The organism is Pseudoalteromonas sp. PPB1 (assembly GCF_015356275.1).
In the GTDB taxonomy this organism is placed as follows: Bacteria; Pseudomonadota; Gammaproteobacteria; order Enterobacterales; family Alteromonadaceae; genus Pseudoalteromonas; species Pseudoalteromonas rubra_D.
In genome coordinates, this window is record NZ_JACEQV010000028.1 from 1 (window position 1) to 16,166 (window position 16,166).

Annotated in this window: 17 protein-coding genes; 14 read left to right on the plus strand and 3 right to left on the minus strand. The window is 48.6% G+C overall.

All coding sequences use genetic code 11. The features are described from left to right. Positions 1-100: 100 nt before the first annotated feature. Positions 101-253, minus strand: a complete 153-nt coding sequence (locus IY568_RS20845; protein ID WP_194868579.1) for a hypothetical protein — start codon at positions 251-253, stop codon at positions 101-103. A gap of 199 nt (positions 254-452) precedes the next feature. Here IY568_RS20845 and IY568_RS20850 point away from each other — a divergent pair, with 199 nt between their 5' ends. Genes IY568_RS20850 through IY568_RS20860 form a run of 3 tightly spaced genes read left to right on the plus strand, consistent with a single transcriptional unit; the run spans position 453 to position 2,371 of the window. Next, positions 453-1,124, plus strand: a complete 672-nt coding sequence (locus tag IY568_RS20850; RefSeq protein WP_138539809.1) for a cytochrome c biogenesis protein CcdA — start codon at positions 453-455, stop codon at positions 1,122-1,124. A gap of 27 nt (positions 1,125-1,151) precedes the next feature. Next, positions 1,152-1,613 (plus strand): TlpA family protein disulfide reductase, encoded by a 462-nt coding sequence (locus IY568_RS20855; RefSeq protein WP_194868556.1) that lies wholly within the window; start codon positions 1,152-1,154, stop codon positions 1,611-1,613. Further along, positions 1,610-2,371 carry a TlpA family protein disulfide reductase gene (locus IY568_RS20860; protein ID WP_228553485.1) on the plus strand — a complete coding sequence of 254 codons (762 nt, stop codon included), beginning with the start codon at positions 1,610-1,612 and terminating at the stop codon, positions 2,369-2,371. Before IY568_RS20855 ends, IY568_RS20860 begins: the two co-directional genes overlap by 4 nt. Here IY568_RS20860 and IY568_RS20865 read toward each other — a convergent pair. Beyond that, positions 2,366-4,516 carry a winged helix-turn-helix domain-containing protein gene (locus IY568_RS20865; RefSeq protein ID WP_194868557.1) on the minus strand — a complete coding sequence of 717 codons (2,151 nt, stop codon included), beginning with the start codon at positions 4,514-4,516 and terminating at the stop codon, positions 2,366-2,368. The two genes, IY568_RS20860 and IY568_RS20865, sit on opposite strands and share 6 nt — an antisense overlap. A gap of 97 nt (positions 4,517-4,613) precedes the next feature. Here IY568_RS20865 and mnmE point away from each other — a divergent pair, with 97 nt between their 5' ends. Then, a complete protein-coding gene (gene mnmE / locus IY568_RS20870; protein WP_125561163.1) occupies positions 4,614-5,978 on the plus strand; it encodes a tRNA uridine-5-carboxymethylaminomethyl(34) synthesis GTPase MnmE in 1,365 nt (454 codons plus the stop codon). 43 nt (positions 5,979-6,021) lie between these two features. Here mnmE and IY568_RS20875 read toward each other — a convergent pair whose 3' ends face one another. Continuing rightward, complete coding sequence (locus IY568_RS20875) at positions 6,022-7,584, minus strand: serine hydrolase domain-containing protein (protein WP_194868558.1); 1,563 nt, start codon at positions 7,582-7,584, stop codon at positions 6,022-6,024. 630 nt (positions 7,585-8,214) lie between these two features. On the opposite strand from IY568_RS20875, the gene mioC reads away from it, so the two are divergent. The 10 genes from mioC to atpH all read left to right on the plus strand — a co-directional run bounded on the left by mioC (position 8,215) and on the right by atpH (position 16,155). Further along, positions 8,215-8,661 (plus strand): FMN-binding protein MioC, encoded by a 447-nt coding sequence (gene mioC / locus IY568_RS20880; protein ID WP_125561159.1) that lies wholly within the window; start codon positions 8,215-8,217, stop codon positions 8,659-8,661. 436 nt (positions 8,662-9,097) lie between these two features. Next, positions 9,098-10,987, plus strand: a complete 1,890-nt coding sequence (mnmG, locus tag IY568_RS20885) for a tRNA uridine-5-carboxymethylaminomethyl(34) synthesis enzyme MnmG (protein ID WP_194868559.1) — start codon at positions 9,098-9,100, stop codon at positions 10,985-10,987. 16 nt (positions 10,988-11,003) lie between these two features. Continuing rightward, entirely contained in the window at positions 11,004-11,624 is a 621-nt protein-coding gene (gene rsmG / locus IY568_RS20890; protein ID WP_125561155.1) for a 16S rRNA (guanine(527)-N(7))-methyltransferase RsmG, read from the plus strand. A 14-nt stretch (positions 11,625-11,638) separates the two neighbouring features. After that, positions 11,639-12,424, plus strand: coding sequence for a ParA family protein (locus tag IY568_RS20895; RefSeq protein WP_010384867.1), 786 nt, complete (start codon positions 11,639-11,641; stop codon positions 12,422-12,424). A gap of 15 nt (positions 12,425-12,439) precedes the next feature. Next, entirely contained in the window at positions 12,440-13,393 is a 954-nt protein-coding gene (locus tag IY568_RS20900) for a ParB/RepB/Spo0J family partition protein (protein ID WP_125561153.1), read from the plus strand. Between the two features lie 138 nt (positions 13,394-13,531). Continuing rightward, entirely contained in the window at positions 13,532-13,912 is a 381-nt protein-coding gene (locus IY568_RS20905; protein ID WP_125561151.1) for an ATP synthase subunit I, read from the plus strand. Positions 13,913-13,928: 16 nt separating this feature from the next. Further along, positions 13,929-14,786, plus strand: a complete 858-nt coding sequence (gene atpB, locus IY568_RS20910; protein WP_010384870.1) for a F0F1 ATP synthase subunit A — start codon at positions 13,929-13,931, stop codon at positions 14,784-14,786. Between the two features lie 66 nt (positions 14,787-14,852). Continuing rightward, positions 14,853-15,086, plus strand: a complete 234-nt coding sequence (atpE, locus tag IY568_RS20915) for a F0F1 ATP synthase subunit C (protein ID WP_008222392.1) — start codon at positions 14,853-14,855, stop codon at positions 15,084-15,086. A gap of 49 nt (positions 15,087-15,135) precedes the next feature. Beyond that, positions 15,136-15,606: a F0F1 ATP synthase subunit B gene (atpF, locus tag IY568_RS20920; RefSeq protein ID WP_010384872.1), complete on the plus strand. Its 471-nt coding sequence runs from the start codon at positions 15,136-15,138 to the stop codon at positions 15,604-15,606. A gap of 15 nt (positions 15,607-15,621) precedes the next feature. Continuing rightward, positions 15,622-16,155 (plus strand): F0F1 ATP synthase subunit delta, encoded by a 534-nt coding sequence (atpH, locus tag IY568_RS20925; RefSeq protein WP_010384873.1) that lies wholly within the window; start codon positions 15,622-15,624, stop codon positions 16,153-16,155. Positions 16,156-16,166 lie beyond the last annotated feature (11 nt).

Genomic DNA, 16,166 nt, shown 5'->3' on the forward strand with positions numbered 1-16,166 from the left:
TTCTGAAATACAGAGGGTTATCGTGAGTGAGCACTTCACCAAAAGAGCTTGAGATGTGAGGGCTCAAGCGTACATCGAAAGAAAATGAGCCCTGGTTTCATTACCGAGCTTTAAGCCGGTCTGACTTCGCAAATGGGGCTGTGATCCCTGAGTACTCCCCACCACCCAGACGTGCCAGTGGGGCGGCTTTATCGGCCAATACTTTAATGCGTTGTTTGTGGTCCAGCTCAGTCACTTTGTCGCTCAGTCTCACAGTCTCACAGTCTCACAGTCTCACAGTCTCACAGTCTCACAGTCTCACAGTCTCACAGTCTCACAACTAAGTTCTTTCAGCTTAATCATTAGAATCAAGATGTTGATAAATTTTGAGGATAATTTTAGGTCACTTTGATAGGGGGATCGGCGCTTGCATTGCATGCTGTGCTCACTCTTTACAACTTAACGAGCACACTATGTTTGACCTCTCTCTGTTGGACGCATTACACACCGCACACCTCAGCTGGTGGCTGCTGCCTCTGGCTTTGTTTAGTGGTGTACTAACCAGCTTTACACCCTGTGTCTATCCACTATTGCCCATTACGCTGGCCACCCTCACCCGATATCGCACCCAAACACTGGCACCGCTTCAGTATTGTCTCGGCTTTGCCGCAATCTACGCACTACTGGGCGGCATCGCAGCCTGGAGTGGCAGCTTGTTTGGTGTGGTTGCATCCAACCCCTGGATACAGGTTGGCTTTGCCAATGTGCTCATTTATCTGGCACTGGTGAATAAAGGGTGGCTGACTTTTCCGCACTTCTCTGGCCTGGGATTTCGAGGCACACAGGGTCCATTGCTGATGGGCATGACCAGTGCACTGGTCGCAGCGCCGTGTACCTCTCCGGTGCTCGGGGGCTTAATGCTGTTTGTTGCCACCAGCGGACACCTGCTATTTGGCGCTCTGCTGCTATTTAGTTTCGCCCTGGGCATGAGCAGCCTGTTGCTGCTGGCCGGCTTGAGCAGTCAGTTTCTGGCTCGTTTGCCCCGCGCGGGCGCCTGGCTCACGCATGTCCCCACTGCCAGCGCACTACTTCTGCTGCTCATGGCGCAATATTTTCTTATTCAGGCTGGCAAAAGCTGGCTATAACGCAAGGAAACCATTATGGAGACCATCATGACGAAAATCCTCACAGGCATCTTACTACTGGCACTCTCAGTCACGGCCACTGCCAAATCGTATCCCCCTTTACAGGCTGATACGTTGCAAGGCCAGGCGATATCAAGTAAAGGGAAAATAACTTATCTGAAGTTCTGGGCTACCTGGTGCGCTTACTGCGTTGAAGAAATGCCCCACCTTCAACAAGCCTATGAACAAAGTCAGGGCCGCTATCAGGTCATCGCTGTGAATGTCGGCTTTAACCAGACCATTCAGGGTATCAAAACCTATATAAAGCGCCATGACTACCCGTTTCCTGTGGTGTTCGATGCCACAGGTGACATCACACATCAGTATCAGGTCACAGGTACGCCTCAGCACATTTTACTCGATGCCAATGGCACAGAAATTTATCGCAGCGCCCTGCTGACCGATGAGCTTAAACAACACCTGGCAACACAGTCAGGAGTAAAACCATGAAATTGCTAAACCCGATCACCCTATTGCTGAGTCTGACTATGCTCATACTCAGTCAGCGGGCCGCCGCTTCATCCATTGAATATATTTTTATTACCATCTGGGATGAATATATGCAGCAAACCGCCTTCCCCCCTCAACAGTCGGGTATAGAGCGCCGCTTCATTCACCCGGACATCAACATAGATCAAGCCAGTGTGGAGCAGTTTACCGCCCTGTTTCCAGGCTATGCCACGCTACAAATCGACACCCACAATCAACTGGCGATCCGCTATGGCGTCAGGCAGACCCCTTATCGGCTGGTGGTTGAACAGGATCAAGTGCAACAACGGGAGGCACTGGGCACAATGCCAGCAACAGCCCTCATTGATACTTCCCCGCGAGAAGAAGCACTCCATAGCTTGTCCGGACAGCGCTTTGATCCCACTGCACCCGATGCTGATTTTCGGGTATTGTTCTTCAGTGACAGCCTGTGTCCATTTCAGCATATACCGGATTGTGAACGCAGGATCGCACAAAATAACCACCTGTCAGAGCAGATTAACTACCCGGTAGTGAGCGTGATCAAACCATTTTATGTCGATCAAGCTCAGGTCATCGCCTACCAACAGCGCTTCAAAGTAAATCATGAAATACTCTTCGACAGCCACAATCAGCTGTTTCGCTACTTTGCGGTGACCGAGTTGCCCTACTGGGTGGTGCAAAACAAACAAGGTAAAGTGATTTACCGGGCTAACCGGGTACCGTCTTTTCCCTTATAGTGCCCAGTTGCTCTGACAATAAACGCTATAAGGCTTATCCAGGATTGTACTGACTAACTGGAAAGTATGCTCTGATCCTGCCCTGATCTGACTCAGCTGCGCGATCAGAGCATCACTGTGCTCCCGTGCAGCAAGCAGCTCGCTCAACTGATATGACAAAGTGTTGTCCTGAACGAACCAGGCCGCCGCCGCGCCATACAACAGCTCCAGGTGACTGGCATTATGCGGATCGACTATCACGGCCAGTGCAGCCTCGGCGTCACCGCGCAATAAACGGATATACATCTGAGTATAACGGGTATAACTCAGCGTATCTGCCAGGTTCAGCCGCTGATACACTGCCCGTGCTTGCATGACATGTGCTTCAGCCTGTTCCAGCTCACCTTGTCTTATCAGACTCCAACCCAGCATCAACTGAGCATGTGCTGCGGTCATTACAGAGACTTTATCCCAGGCCAACAGTTGCTCAAATGTCTCTATGGCACTGGCCAACCCCGGCGCGTCACTGTGAGTGAGCGCACCATCCATGATGGCCATGCCACGCAGTAACCAGTGCAATTCATACTGAGGGAGCCACAGGGGATCCGGCTCAACCTGCGCCAGATACGTAAGGGCCTCATCCCCTCGGTGAAGCTGAATATAATAGAAGCCAAGGTAAGTAAGTATTTGCTTTCTTAGATAGTCTTCGCCCAGATTGGATGCAATCTCCAGCGCTTCCAGTAAACTGGGTTCACTTTCAACAACTGGCACCAGATAATTCTGGCCATAAGCAAACAAAGCGCGTGCCAGCAGCAAACGCTGCGGCGACTGGCGATAGTAGGTGATTGTATTGTGTAACACTTCTCGGCTGCTTTGAAGATCCAGTAAGCGCTTTTCTTCAGGCCCGGCAACAGGCGGGTTAGCCAGGTAAAACGCACGCTGCGCATCCTGATAAGCCAGTGCGCGGCTGCCAATTAGGGCATATGCCGAGTTCAGGGCCTTACTGTGTGCATCCCACTGTTGATCCAACCACAGCAGATCGGCCTGCAACTGATACGCCGTAGCCAGTTGCTCCAATAGTTGATGACGCTGCGCAAGATCCAGCCCCAACTGCACATCTGTCAGTGCCTGAACGTAATGAGCCTGCGCCTTGCTGAGCTCTGCATGATACAGATAATAGCGCACCTTAATTGCAGGCGCCGCGTTACTCACGTCCATGCTGGTAAACACTGCGCTGGCCTGTGCCAGCTCTCCCTGTTGCCAGGTAATGCGGGCCAATTCGAGCTGCGCAGCCAGATGCTGAGGATGTTGGGTCAAGGCAGCCTCAAAATATGACTTTGCCAGTCTGCTGCCTTGTTCGTCCAGGGCCTGCAAGCCACGGTAATAGTCCTGGGATGCTGTCTCACTCCGACGGGTCTGGCTGGCGTGTCCGTCAGGCAATAAGTTCAGTGCAGCAATGACCTGATCTGCCACGCTGTCAAACGCCATATCAAGCTGCTCAACCACTATCTTATGCTGTTGCCCTGCGGAGTTGATGGTCAGTACATAACGCTGTTGCTGACGGGACAAGGTGAGCGCTACCTGTTTGTTACTATTCACTTCTGCCTGCTGGGCAGGCGGGACTAGCTGATAGTCAGATTGCAAGCGTGCCACCAGTGCTGCATGCAATGCATACCCCCACCACGCATTGGCGGCCACTTCGGTATCATTGTTCAGCGGCAAAATGGTCAAAGCAGGTCGCGCCTCCTGCGCCATAACAGGCTTAGGCGCAGATTGACTGGCATAACCAATGACTCCCCCGATAATCAACAGCGCGATACTCAAAAAAGTCGCCCATATCATGCAGCGCTTATTGCGGTTCACTTGAGTAAGTGGGCAGATCCATTGATAGCCCTGCTGCGGTACGGTGCGGATAAACCTCGGCTGTTGTGCATCATCTCCCAGTGCCTGGCGCAGCTCAGCCATACTTTGCGTCAACGCTGCATCACGATATTCACCATGTTGCCATAAAGCATCCAGCAACGTCTCACGCGCGATCACTTGCTGTGGACGGGCCAATAAAAACCGCAGTAATTGAGCAACTTTAGGTCGTAATGGCACAACTTGTTGCGCATGGCTTAATATCTGTTTATCTGCATCAAAATGAAACTGAGCGAAAGCAACCACAGTGGATATCCTTATATCTGAACCACCTCTACTATACCTCACAGCGCACGTTTGCTGTACACTTAGCGATAATTAGAGTTTGCTTTCAAGGGTCATAATGATCGCACAAGACACCATCGCTGCACAGGCAACCGCACCGGGTCGGGGCGGCGTCGGCATAATTCGAATTTCAGGTACTCTGGCTGAGCAGGTCGCGCACAAAATACTCGGAAAATGCCCAAAAACCCGCTATGCGGAATACCTGCCATTCCAGACACTTCAGGGAGAGCAACTGGATCAGGGCATTGCGCTGTTCTTTAAAGGTCCAAACTCCTTTACCGGCGAAGATGTGCTTGAGCTTCAGGGCCATGGTGGTCCGGTGGTGCTGGACATGCTGCTTAAAGAGATCAGCCAGGTCGAAGGCGTGCGACTCGCCAAACCCGGTGAATTCTCTGAACGCGCATTTATGAATGATAAGCTGGATCTGACTCAGGCCGAAGCCATTGCCGATCTGATCAATGCAACCAGCGAGCAAGCGGCGAAAAGTGCCCTGCACTCACTGCAAGGTGACTTTTCAAAACACATCAATGCGCTGGTGGAACAAGTGATCCATTTACGCATGTATGTGGAAGCAGCCATTGACTTTCCGGATGAAGAAATCGACTTTCTCTCTGATGGCAAAGTGGCTGGCGACCTGAACGCCATCATCGCGCAGCTCAGTGTGGTGCGCCAACAGGCCAAGCAAGGCAGCATTATGCGTGAAGGCATGAAAGTGGTGATCGCGGGTCGGCCAAATGCAGGTAAATCATCACTGCTCAATGCGCTGGCAGGCCGTGAAGCTGCTATTGTCACCGATATTGCCGGCACCACCCGGGATGTACTGAGAGAACATATCCATATTGATGGCATGCCGCTGCACATCATTGACACAGCAGGCCTGCGTGACAGTCCGGATAAAGTGGAACAAATCGGTATTGAGCGTGCCTGGGATGAGATCCGCGCCGCAGATCACGTGCTATTTATGGTTGACGGTACCGAAACCAATGAAACCGATCCTGCCCGGATCTGGCCAGAGTTTATTGAACAACTGCCTGCCGGCATGGACATCACCGTGATCCGCAATAAAGTAGACCTCAGTGGTGAACAGACCGGTACCAGTCACGATCATGGTCATGCCCTGATCCGCCTCAGTGCCAAAGACAGCACAGGGATTGATCTGTTGCGTGAACATCTCAAGGCCTGTATCGGCTTTACCGGTGCAACCGAAGGTGGCTTTATGGCACGTCGCCGTCACCTCGACGCGCTGGAACGTGCCGCAGAACATCTGGAGATTGGCCAGACTCAGCTGGAAATGCACATTGCCGGCGAGATCCTGGCTGAAGAACTGCGACTCACACAACAATACCTTAATGAAATCACCGGTGAATTCACCTCCGACGACTTGCTGGGTAAGATCTTCAGCTCTTTCTGTATTGGTAAGTAATACAATACTAAGACGCACCGCTTAGGTGCGTCTTACTCTTCCGTCACTGAGTATCTTTAGTGAGCGGCGCCACGCCTTTTATGCCCAGTTCATGAAATAACGCAATGGCAGCTTGCTCAAATTCATAAAAACTCTCCGCAGATACCTGATGGCTTGCCGTGACCATACGGATCGCCAGCGGCTCAACAAATGTTGCGTTAGTGCCCCAGAACCCAGAATGTCCGATTGTGGAATAGCCCTCAAAATCAAACCGCTCCTGCGCCAGGCCATAATGTTCCTGAACGCCCTCTTCAGGCACTTCGCTCAGCCAGTGCTCGGCAATTTCCTTTTGTAACTGAGGCTCCTCAACCAAATGCCCCTGATGAAGAGCCGTCATGAACACATTGAGATCATCCAGTGTGGAGACCATCCCGCCGCCAGCCCAGGCAAAAGAGGTATTCACCTCAAGTGCAACTACATTGTGATTACCACTCAGTTCAGAGGGGATCTCCTCATGTTCAGGAATATAAAAGTAGTGGTGCGCTATCTGCTCTGAACCACGCATCGGTTCATGCCGATCCATATAAGTGTTGTCCATACCGAGCGGCTGCAACACACGCTCATATAACAGCTGCTCAAAGCGCTTTTTGGTGTGCTTTTCCAGTGCCCAGGCGAGTAAATCGGTATTACTGTTGCCATACAGGTGTTTTTCTCCCGGCATAGCCTCCAGGTTTTGTGTTAAACCACGCTCTAGCAGATCGGCAATAAGCAAATCAGAGCGCCATAGCGCCGGAATATCATCTTCACCGCCTTGCAGTGCCGCAATAAATGAACGCGTGTCAGGCGCTAACGGGTCATGCAAATAGGAAATAAAATCACGGATCCCGGTACTTTGATCTAATAGTTGCCGGATCGTAAGTGATCCCCCACGTTTCACGCCCTGAGCAACATGCAAGTCCTCGATGCTATAACCCAAGGGCATATCCTCTGGCGAGATCAACGCTGTGATCGGCGTATCCAGCGTAAATAGTCCTTCGTCAATCATGGAAAAGGTCACTGCTGCACTTAATAACTTAGAAATACTGGCAATGCGAAACGGCGTATCTGTTTTTAACACCTGAGTCTGCTGTGCATCCCGATAGCCAACAGCACCTCGCCACACAACTCCATCCTGATTGAAATCTATCAGGGCCTGGATGCCAGGGATCAAGGCTTTATCCGCTTCGTAAATCTGCAATAACAAATCATCAAGTTGCACAAAGACGGTTTCTTGCAGCGACTTTACGATCACAGTGAAACGTTTGCTCTGATAGACATCAAGCTCATCCGTGGCAGTGATCTCAAAAGTATATTCGCCAGCGGCTGTGGGAAGGCGTACATCGATACTTTGTGCCTGATCACTCGATACATGTAGCACAGCATCATCCGGCCCTGAGACCTGACGCCAGGCGATTGACTTCAGGTTATCATCCTTATCAGTGACCCTGGCTGCCAGCGTCACCTGAGTCATCGCGATTGCCGTCAATTCAGGTTGTTCAATGGTAATGGTCGGCCGTTCATTGCGGCTAACACATGCGCTCAGCACACCGATACAGATCAGCGCAGCGCCCAAGTTGAGTGATTTCATCCGTTTGCTCCTTTGAAAACTGCGCCTAGATTATGCTCAGATCACACTGCAAACTGTGAGTAATTGATGAAAAACCGCGCATTTCTGTCAATATTTGTATTTCATAAAGGAACATCGGTGTCGCAAACAGTGCTCTGGCGAGCAAAATTACTCACATCACACCATCATTTAGAGGTGGCTGTACAACATAAACAGCAACGCCAAACACCCGATCCTGTCAACTATGTGAAAAAGATCGCCATTTTTTAGATTATTTCATTATATAGATCAAACTTTATAGATCCTCTTTCTTGTCATGAAAAGACGATCAGATCGCCTTATGCACCAGAATCTATCCACAAGCTAAAAATTACCCTGCTTTTGACCCTTTACAGGCATTTCTGTAGGGCCTGATAACCCCAAAAAGCATCAGGATATTCGCGGTTTATCCACAACAAGCACACCGGGTTAGTATTTGGAATATTTTATTAAACCACTGATTGATATGCATTAATTTTAAAATTGTGTAATTTGATTACTAATTGCGCTAGATTTTTTTATCCCAAACTCAGATCAAGACTTTACTTCTCTGTGAAGGTCATTAAGATGTCGCGAATACGCCCAGAGTCAGTAATCAGGATCTAACGCCGCATGCGCAATATTGAGATCATCATAGGTAGCCAAATGGGCTCCGCAGAGTACGTTGCAGAACAGCTTGCCGAGCAGCTTGATGCCAGTGAATTCAACACGCAACTGCATGAACAACCGGACCTGAGTGCCTGTCAGCATTCTTTGTGGCTGGTGGTCACATCTACTTATGGTGCCGGCGACTATCCGGACAACCTGCTGCCTTTTATAGAGCAACTGACTGATCATGAAGATCTGAGCCATGTGCAATTTGCCGTAGTGGGTATTGGCGACTCAAGTTATGACACCTTTAATCTGGCCGCCAGTAACTGTGCGCAGCTATTGTCAGATAAAGGCGCACAGCAGCTTTTACCGGTATTAAAGATCGATGTACAAGATGAAGCACTGCCGGAAGATGCCGCCATCGCCTGGTTGCCCACATTAAAACAGCAATTGGATCAGGCCAGTTAATCCGATAAGCGGATCAGTGATGAGATCTTTTACACAGAAGTTATTCACAAAATGACTCTTTCTTAGATCGCATTGTGGATAACCTTTGATCTAACTGCGGATCTAAGCATACTTATCCATTGGATAGTTTTCATTGGATCTTGGGCTGTGAATAAATAGCCACTTTGATCAAAGCTTTTCATTGTGATGATCCGATCTAATTCACACCATATGATCTGAACTAACTCTTTGGATCAAATAAGGAATACATCGTTATTCACAGATCCGGGCTGATCTAATAGTAAGATCTAATAAAGATCTTTAAAAAGATCCTTATATATATTTAAGTGATCCTTTTGACCCTGATTAAAATTTAAACGTTTCACTTCTGCGTTTTTCTGGGTAGAATACGCACCCTTTCGAAATTTGCTGGTTGTTTGTAAGTAGGATCCCGTAAATGATTTATCACGAGCATTTTGACGTTATCGTTGTTGGTGGTGGTCATGCAGGTACTGAGGCAGCATTAGCTGCAGCACGTATGGGCATGAATACCTTATTGTTAACACACAATATGGACACCCTGGGACAGATGTCCTGTAACCCAGCAATCGGCGGGATCGGAAAAGGTCATCTGGTAAAAGAGATCGATGCGTTAGGTGGCGCAATGGCCAAAGCGATCGACAAAGGCGGGATCCAGTTCCGTACTCTGAACTCATCTAAAGGTCCTGCTGTAAGAGCGACTCGTGCTCAGGCAGATCGCACACTGTATAAAGCGGCGATCCAGGATATTTTGCAAAACCAAGAAAACCTGAAGATCTTTCAGCAATCGTGTGATGATCTGATCGTTGAGCAGGATCAGGTGAAGGGGGTTGTTACCCAAATGGGACTGCGCTTCAGTGCCGAAACGGTAGTATTAACAGTCGGTACTTTCCTTGGTGGCCAGATCCACATTGGTTTGGAAAACTTTAAAGGTGGCCGTGCAGGCGATCCGCCTTCAATTGCATTGGCACAGCGTTTACGTGAACTGCCCTTCCGTGTTGATCGGCTAAAAACAGGCACACCACCTCGTATCGATGCACGCACTGTTGATTTTTCTGTGATGCAAGCACAACCAGGTGATACGCCAACGCCGGTATTCTCATTTATGGGTAAAACATCGGATCATCCACAACAGATCCCTTGCTACATCACGTATACCAATGAGAAAACCCATGACGTGATCCGTGAAAACCTGCATCGCTCACCTATGTATGCCGGTGTGATCGAAGGAATTGGGCCTCGTTATTGTCCTTCTATTGAAGATAAGATCGTTCGTTTTGCTGATAAAGAGAAACATCAGATCTTTGTTGAACCGGAAGGGCTGACTTCTTACGAACTGTATCCAAACGGGATCTCCACCAGCTTGCCGTTTGATATTCAGCTGGAGATCGTGCGTTCAATTCAGGGTTTTGAAAATGCGCATATTTGTCGTCCTGGTTACGCCATCGAGTATGATTTCTTTGATCCGCGTGACTTGAAGCAATCTTTGGAAACCAAATTCATTAATGGTCTGTTCTTTGCTGGCCAAATCAATGGTACCACCGGATATGAAGAAGCCGGCGCACAAGGCTTAATCGCCGGTATGAATGCGGCCTTGCAAGTTAAGGGTCTGGATGCCTGGACACCGCGTCGCGATCAGGCCTATACCGGAGTCTTGATCGATGACCTGGCAACCTTAGGGACCAAAGAACCGTATCGCATGTTCACCAGCCGTGCTGAATACCGTTTGCTGTTACGTGAAGACAACGCCGACCTGCGTCTGACAGAACAAGGCCGTAAACTGGGTTTAGTGGATGATGAGCGCTGGGCAGCTTACAACAATAAGCTGGAAGTCATGGAGCAGGAAACGCAGCGACTGCGTAACACCTGGATCCACAAAGATCATCCTGCACTGGTGCAGGTGAATGAATTGCTGAAGTCGCCACTGACCCGTGAAGCCAGTTTGGAAGATCTGATCCGTCGCCCGGAAGTCAGTTATAACACACTGATGCAGATTGAAGGATTGGCCAGCGAACAGGACAATATTCAGGCGCTGGAGCAAGTTGAGATACAGACTAAGTACGCCGGGTATATTGCACGTCAGCAGGATGAGATCAACAAACAACTGCGTCACGAAGAAACGCTATTACCGGCTGAGTTCGATTACGCTCAGGTCAGCGGTCTGTCAAACGAGGTGGTGGCTAAGCTGTCAGAAGCCAGACCACAAACAATCGGCCAGGCGTCTCGCATTTCTGGTATCACCCCTGCTGCTATTTCGCTATTATTAGTGTATCTGAAGAAGCAAGGGTTGTTACGCAAGTCAGCGTAACAACAAACGGAAGACTGTGTTATTAGAACAACTTACAGCCCTGTTAGCCCGTACGGACATCACGCTAACTGAACAACAGAAGCAGCAGCTCGTCGATTATGTCGGGCTGCTCGATAAATGGAACAAAGCCTACAACCTGACCTCAGTGCGCGATCCACAAGAAATGATGGTTAAACACATCATGGACTCGTTAGTCGTTGCGCCTCACCTGAGCGGCAAAAATTACATCGATGTGGGTACCGGACCCGGATTACCTGGGATTGTACTGGCCATCGCCCTGCCCGATACGCATTTTGTTTTGCTCGACAGCCTTGGTAAGCGTGTACGTTTTTTAACCCAGGTAAAACATGCGCTTGGACTGGAAAACGTCACACCCGTTCAGTCTCGTGTTGAAGAATATCAACCAAGTGTTAAATTAGACGGTGTACTGAGCCGTGCATTTGCCTCTTTGCAGGATATGGTTCAGTGGTGTGGACATCTGGTCGATGACGAAAGCCGCTTTCTGGCGTTAAAAGGTCAGTTTCCGCAGCAGGAACTGGATAGCCTGCCTGCCGGTGTGACTCTGGAACGTGATATTAGTTTACAGGTCCCCGAGCTGGATGGTGAACGTCATTTAATCATTCTGAAAAAAGACTAGTATTCGAGGACATAGTGGCTAGAGTCATTGCGATCGCAAACCAAAAAGGCGGTGTGGGAAAAACCACTACTGCAGTTAACCTGGCAGCTTCCATGGCTGCGACCAAGCGTAAGGTCCTGCTGATTGACCTGGATCCACAAGGCAATGCGACCATGGGCAGCGGTGTTGACAAATATGGTGAAGTAGCAACCATTTACGATCTTTTGATCGAAGAGACCCCCATTCAGGACGTGATCAGCAAAGAAACGTCCGGCGAATACCATCTAATTGCTGCTAACGGTGATGTGACCGCGGCAGAAGTTAAATTGATGGAATTGTTCGCCCGCGAAGTGCGTTTGCGTAATGCATTGGAATCGGTGCTGGACCAGTACGATTTTATTTTTATTGATTGTCCGCCTTCTTTGAATATGCTGACGGTCAACGCAATGGCGGCGGCTGACTCTGTTATGGTGCCTATGCAGTGTGAGTATTATGCACTGGAAGGACTCACAGCGCTGATGGATACCATCACGCAGCTTTCTAAGCTGGTCAATCCCCATTTACAGATTGAGGGGATCTTACGTACTATGTACGATCCACGTAACCGCCTGGCGAATGATGTATCTGAACAGCTGAAACAGCACTTTGGTGAAAAAGTATACCGCACGGTGATCCCACGCAATGTGCGTCTGGCAGAAGCGCCGAGTTTTGGTGCGCCAGCGATGTACTATGACAGAGCATCCAGTGGTGCCAAAGCCTATTTGGCATTGGCCGGAGAAATGCTCCGCCGTCAGGAAAAACAAGCAGCAGCTGTTGCCTAAGAGGAAGAAAAAATAATGTCGGTGAAAAAACGCGGTTTGGGTCGAGGTCTGGATGCCCTGTTGAGTTCAGCAAAACCTGCTGCGCCTCAACCTGCTCAGCCTGAAGTCACACAAACCCAGGGCACCGAGCGTGCCGTTGAACCCGAGCAGACGACGCAAAACCATGAGGTGACCGATCAGGAATTACAACGGTTGCCCATTGAGTATTTGCAACGTGGTAAATATCAGCCGCGCAAGGACATGTCTGAACAGGCGCTGGAAGAGCTTGCCAGTTCGATCCGGGCACAAGGTGTATTACAACCGATAGTAGTGCGCCCGATCGCTGAAAACCAATTCGAAATCATTGCTGGTGAACGACGCTGGCGCGCTGCGCAGCTTGCTGAGCTGGATGTGGTGCCCTGTATCATCAAAGATGTTGCGGATGAAGCCGCAGTGGCCATTGCGCTGATTGAGAACATTCAGCGTGAAGATCTAAACGCCATGGAAGAAGCCGTTGCACTCGACCGATTACTGAACGAGTTTGAACTAACCCATCAGCAAGTTGCTGACGCCGTAGGCAAGTCACGTACCACAGTGACCAATTTACTTCGTCTCAATAATCTCAACGATGATGTAAAAATCTTGTTGGAACATGGTGATATTGAAATGGGTCATGCCCGTTGTCTACTTGCACTGACCGGTGAGCAGCAATCGGAAGCGGCCAGAACCGCGGTCGCTAAAGGACTAACGGTCCGTGAAACCGAGAAACTGGTGCGTGCTATGTTAGAGCCCGTGGAGAAAAAACCAGCAAAAGAGAAAGATCCGGACGTTAAACTGCTTGAGCAACAGCTAGCAGAGAACCTGGGGGCCAAAGTGGAGATAAATTATAACCAAAAAGGCAAAGGTAAGCTGGTGATTTCTTATGCAAATTTAGATGAATTAGACGGAATTTTGGGGCGTATCCAGCCCGATTTTCAACAACCCTCGTAATCTTACCTTTTAAGGCGAAATGGGCGCTCGAAAAGCGTTACATTTCGTCTCGTCAAGTTGCAAATTGAGCAGAAATAAGTATAATTTCGCCAGTTTTCTAGCCCTGATAAAATTTAGCGTCATTAAGGTTAATTATAAGTGACTCATTCGTTAGCAAGCCCATATCGGCGTGCCGCATTAAAAGGTGTTTTGTATCAGGGTCTCGTAGCTATCATTGCTGCAGTAATAGTTTTTATTGGTTGGGGAGTGGAAGCAGGCTTGTCGGCGTTGGCTGGCGGTGCGGTGCTGGTACTCCCTAATTTTGTATTTGCCGCTTATGCATTCCGATTTATGGGTGCCAGTAAGGCAAATCAAGTGTATTCCTCTTTGAAACGAGGAAACGGATTAAAATTTTTGCTAACTGTTGTGCTTTTTGCGCTCATTTTTAAGCACTTTCCAGTCGTCATGCTGCCGTTTTTCGGCACTTATATGCTGGTGATGCTGACACAATGGTTGGTTCTGATTTTTTTTAATCATTAACTTTTAGGATAAAACAATGGCTGCAGAAGAAGTGACTCTATCGAGCCATATTCAGCACCACTTGACCAATGCCAAGATGTGTTCGACCGATGCCGGTCTGGCCTTCAATAAAGCATGTGCGGACAGTGGTTTCTGGACATGGCATATAGATACCCTCGCATGGTCCATCGGTTTAGGTCTTATATTCTTATGGATCTTCCGAAGTGCCGCTAAAAAATCCACCACAGGTGTTCCTGGTAAATTCCAGTGCTTTATTGAAATGGTTGTTGAGCTCGTTGGTGATAACGTGCGAGACACTTACCATGGCAACAGCAAACTGATCGCGCCTTTGGCCCTGACTATCTTTGTCTGGGTGTTCTTAATGAACTTGATGGATTTGGTTCCAGTTGATTTCCTACCTGCTTTCGCTGGCTTCGTTGGTGAGCAAGCATTTGGTATGGACCCACATGATGTTTACATGAAGATTGTACCGACCACAGACGTGAATATGACTGCTGCACTGGCACTGGGCGTATTTATTCTGATGATCGGGTATTCAATTCGTATCAAAGGTCTGGGCGGCTTCATTGCTGAGCTTACGCTTCACCCGTTCAGCTCTAAGAACAAATTAGTGATGGCAATTCTTATCCCATGTAACTTGCTACTTGAAACAATCGCATTGGTTGCTAAGCCTTTCTCGCTGGCACTGCGTTTGTTCGGTAACTTGTATGCAGGTGAGATGATCTTCATCCTGATCGGTGCAATCGGCCTGATGCAGCTTCCACTGCACTTTGTATGGGCTGTGTTCCACATCATGGTAATCGTATTGCAAGCATTCGTATTTATGATGCTGACTATCGTTTACCTCAGCATGGCTAGCACAAAAAGCCACTAATTAGCTGAAATAAAAGAATTTTTTAAACTTTAACTTTAATTTACTATTGAAACTTTGGAGATAAAAATGGAAATCGCAGTTGCTATTAAACTTATCGCTGTTGCTCTACTAATCGGTTTTGGTGCAATCGGTACTGCACTAGGCTTCGGTAACATGGGTGGTAAGTTCCTAGAAGCATGTGCTCGTCAGCCTGAGCTTGCGCCTCAACTACAAGTTAAAATGTTCATCCTAGCTGGTCTTATCGATGCCGTTGCAATGATCGGTGTAGGTATCGCTATGTACATGTTGTTCGCTCTTTAATATTGCAAAATACCTGAAACGAACAACTGTCAAGTAAGGAGGAGCGGTCGTGAACTTAAACGCCACTCTAATAGGTGAATTAATCGCATTTGTGGTCTTCGTATGGTTCTGTATGAAGTTCGTATGGCCACCACTAAATGGTGCGATTGAAGCTCGCCAGAAGAAAATCGAAGATGGATTAGCTGCCTCTGACAAAGCTGAAAAAGATCTTGAGCAAGCGCGCGAAAAAGCTGCTGAAGAACTGAAAGAAGCGAAAACTCAAGCTAGCGAAATCATTGAACAAGCTAAAAAGCGTGCAACGCTGATTGTTGACGAAGAGACAACTCGTGGTCAGCAAGAGCGTGAGAAAATCATTGCTCAGGGACACTCTGAGATCGAATCTGAGCGCAACCGCGTGAAAGAAGAGCTACGTCAACAAGTAGCGACTCTGGCTGTGGTTGGTGCAGAGAAGATTTTAGAGCGTGAAATCGATCAAGCCGCACACAGTGACATCGTTGAAAAACTTGTCGCTGAGCTTTAAGTAGAGGGTATGAGCATGTCTGAATTGACTACTATCGCTCGCCCATACGCTAAAGCGGCTTTTGAACTTGCCGTTGAGAAAGGCACAGTTGAAGCTTGGAATGAAATGCTGTTCTTCGCAGGCCAGGTGGCCCGCGATGAACAGGTTCAGCTGCTACTGGGTGGCATTGCTACCGAAGCAGAGCAGTCTGATGTATTCATCAAGCTATGCGCTGAGCAACTCGACGAACAAGGCCAAAATCTTATCAAGCTGATGGCCGAAAATGAGCGTTTAGCCGCCATTCCAGCTGTTGCAGATTTGTTTGCTGAACTTAAAGCAGACTATGACAAAGAAATCGACGTTAACGTTGTTTCAGCAGCAGCGCTTGCCGAAGAAGAGCAAGCAAAATTGGTCGCGGCACTTGAGAAACGTTTCGCACGCAAAGTTAAGCTGAATTGTAGCATCGACGAAACCATCGTAAGTGGTCTGGTCATTAAAGCTGGCGATACCGTCATTGACGGCTCTATTCGCGGCAAGTTAGATCGTCTTGTGACGACGCTACAATCGTAATTGGGAAAAAG

Excerpts from the sequence above, each read along its gene's own strand:
- IY568_RS20850 (WP_138539809.1), top strand. The coding sequence starts at position 453 with ATGTTTGACCTCTCTCTGTTGGACGCATTACACACCGCACACCTCAGC.
- IY568_RS20855 (WP_194868556.1), top strand. The coding sequence starts at position 1,152 with ATGACGAAAATCCTCACAGGCATCTTACTACTGGCACTCTCAGTCACG.
- IY568_RS20860 (WP_228553485.1), top strand. The coding sequence starts at position 1,610 with ATGAAATTGCTAAACCCGATCACCCTATTGCTGAGTCTGACTATGCTC.
- mnmE (WP_125561163.1), top strand. The coding sequence starts at position 4,614 with ATGATCGCACAAGACACCATCGCTGCACAGGCAACCGCACCGGGTCGG.
- IY568_RS20875 (WP_194868558.1), bottom strand. The coding sequence starts at position 7,584 with ATGAAATCACTCAACTTGGGCGCTGCGCTGATCTGTATCGGTGTGCTG.
- mioC (WP_125561159.1), top strand. The coding sequence starts at position 8,215 with ATGCGCAATATTGAGATCATCATAGGTAGCCAAATGGGCTCCGCAGAG.
- mnmG (WP_194868559.1), top strand. The coding sequence starts at position 9,098 with ATGATTTATCACGAGCATTTTGACGTTATCGTTGTTGGTGGTGGTCAT.
- IY568_RS20900 (WP_125561153.1), top strand. The coding sequence starts at position 12,440 with ATGTCGGTGAAAAAACGCGGTTTGGGTCGAGGTCTGGATGCCCTGTTG.
- atpB (WP_010384870.1), top strand. The coding sequence starts at position 13,929 with ATGGCTGCAGAAGAAGTGACTCTATCGAGCCATATTCAGCACCACTTG.
- atpE (WP_008222392.1), top strand. The coding sequence starts at position 14,853 with ATGGAAATCGCAGTTGCTATTAAACTTATCGCTGTTGCTCTACTAATC.
- atpH (WP_010384873.1), top strand. The coding sequence starts at position 15,622 with ATGTCTGAATTGACTACTATCGCTCGCCCATACGCTAAAGCGGCTTTT.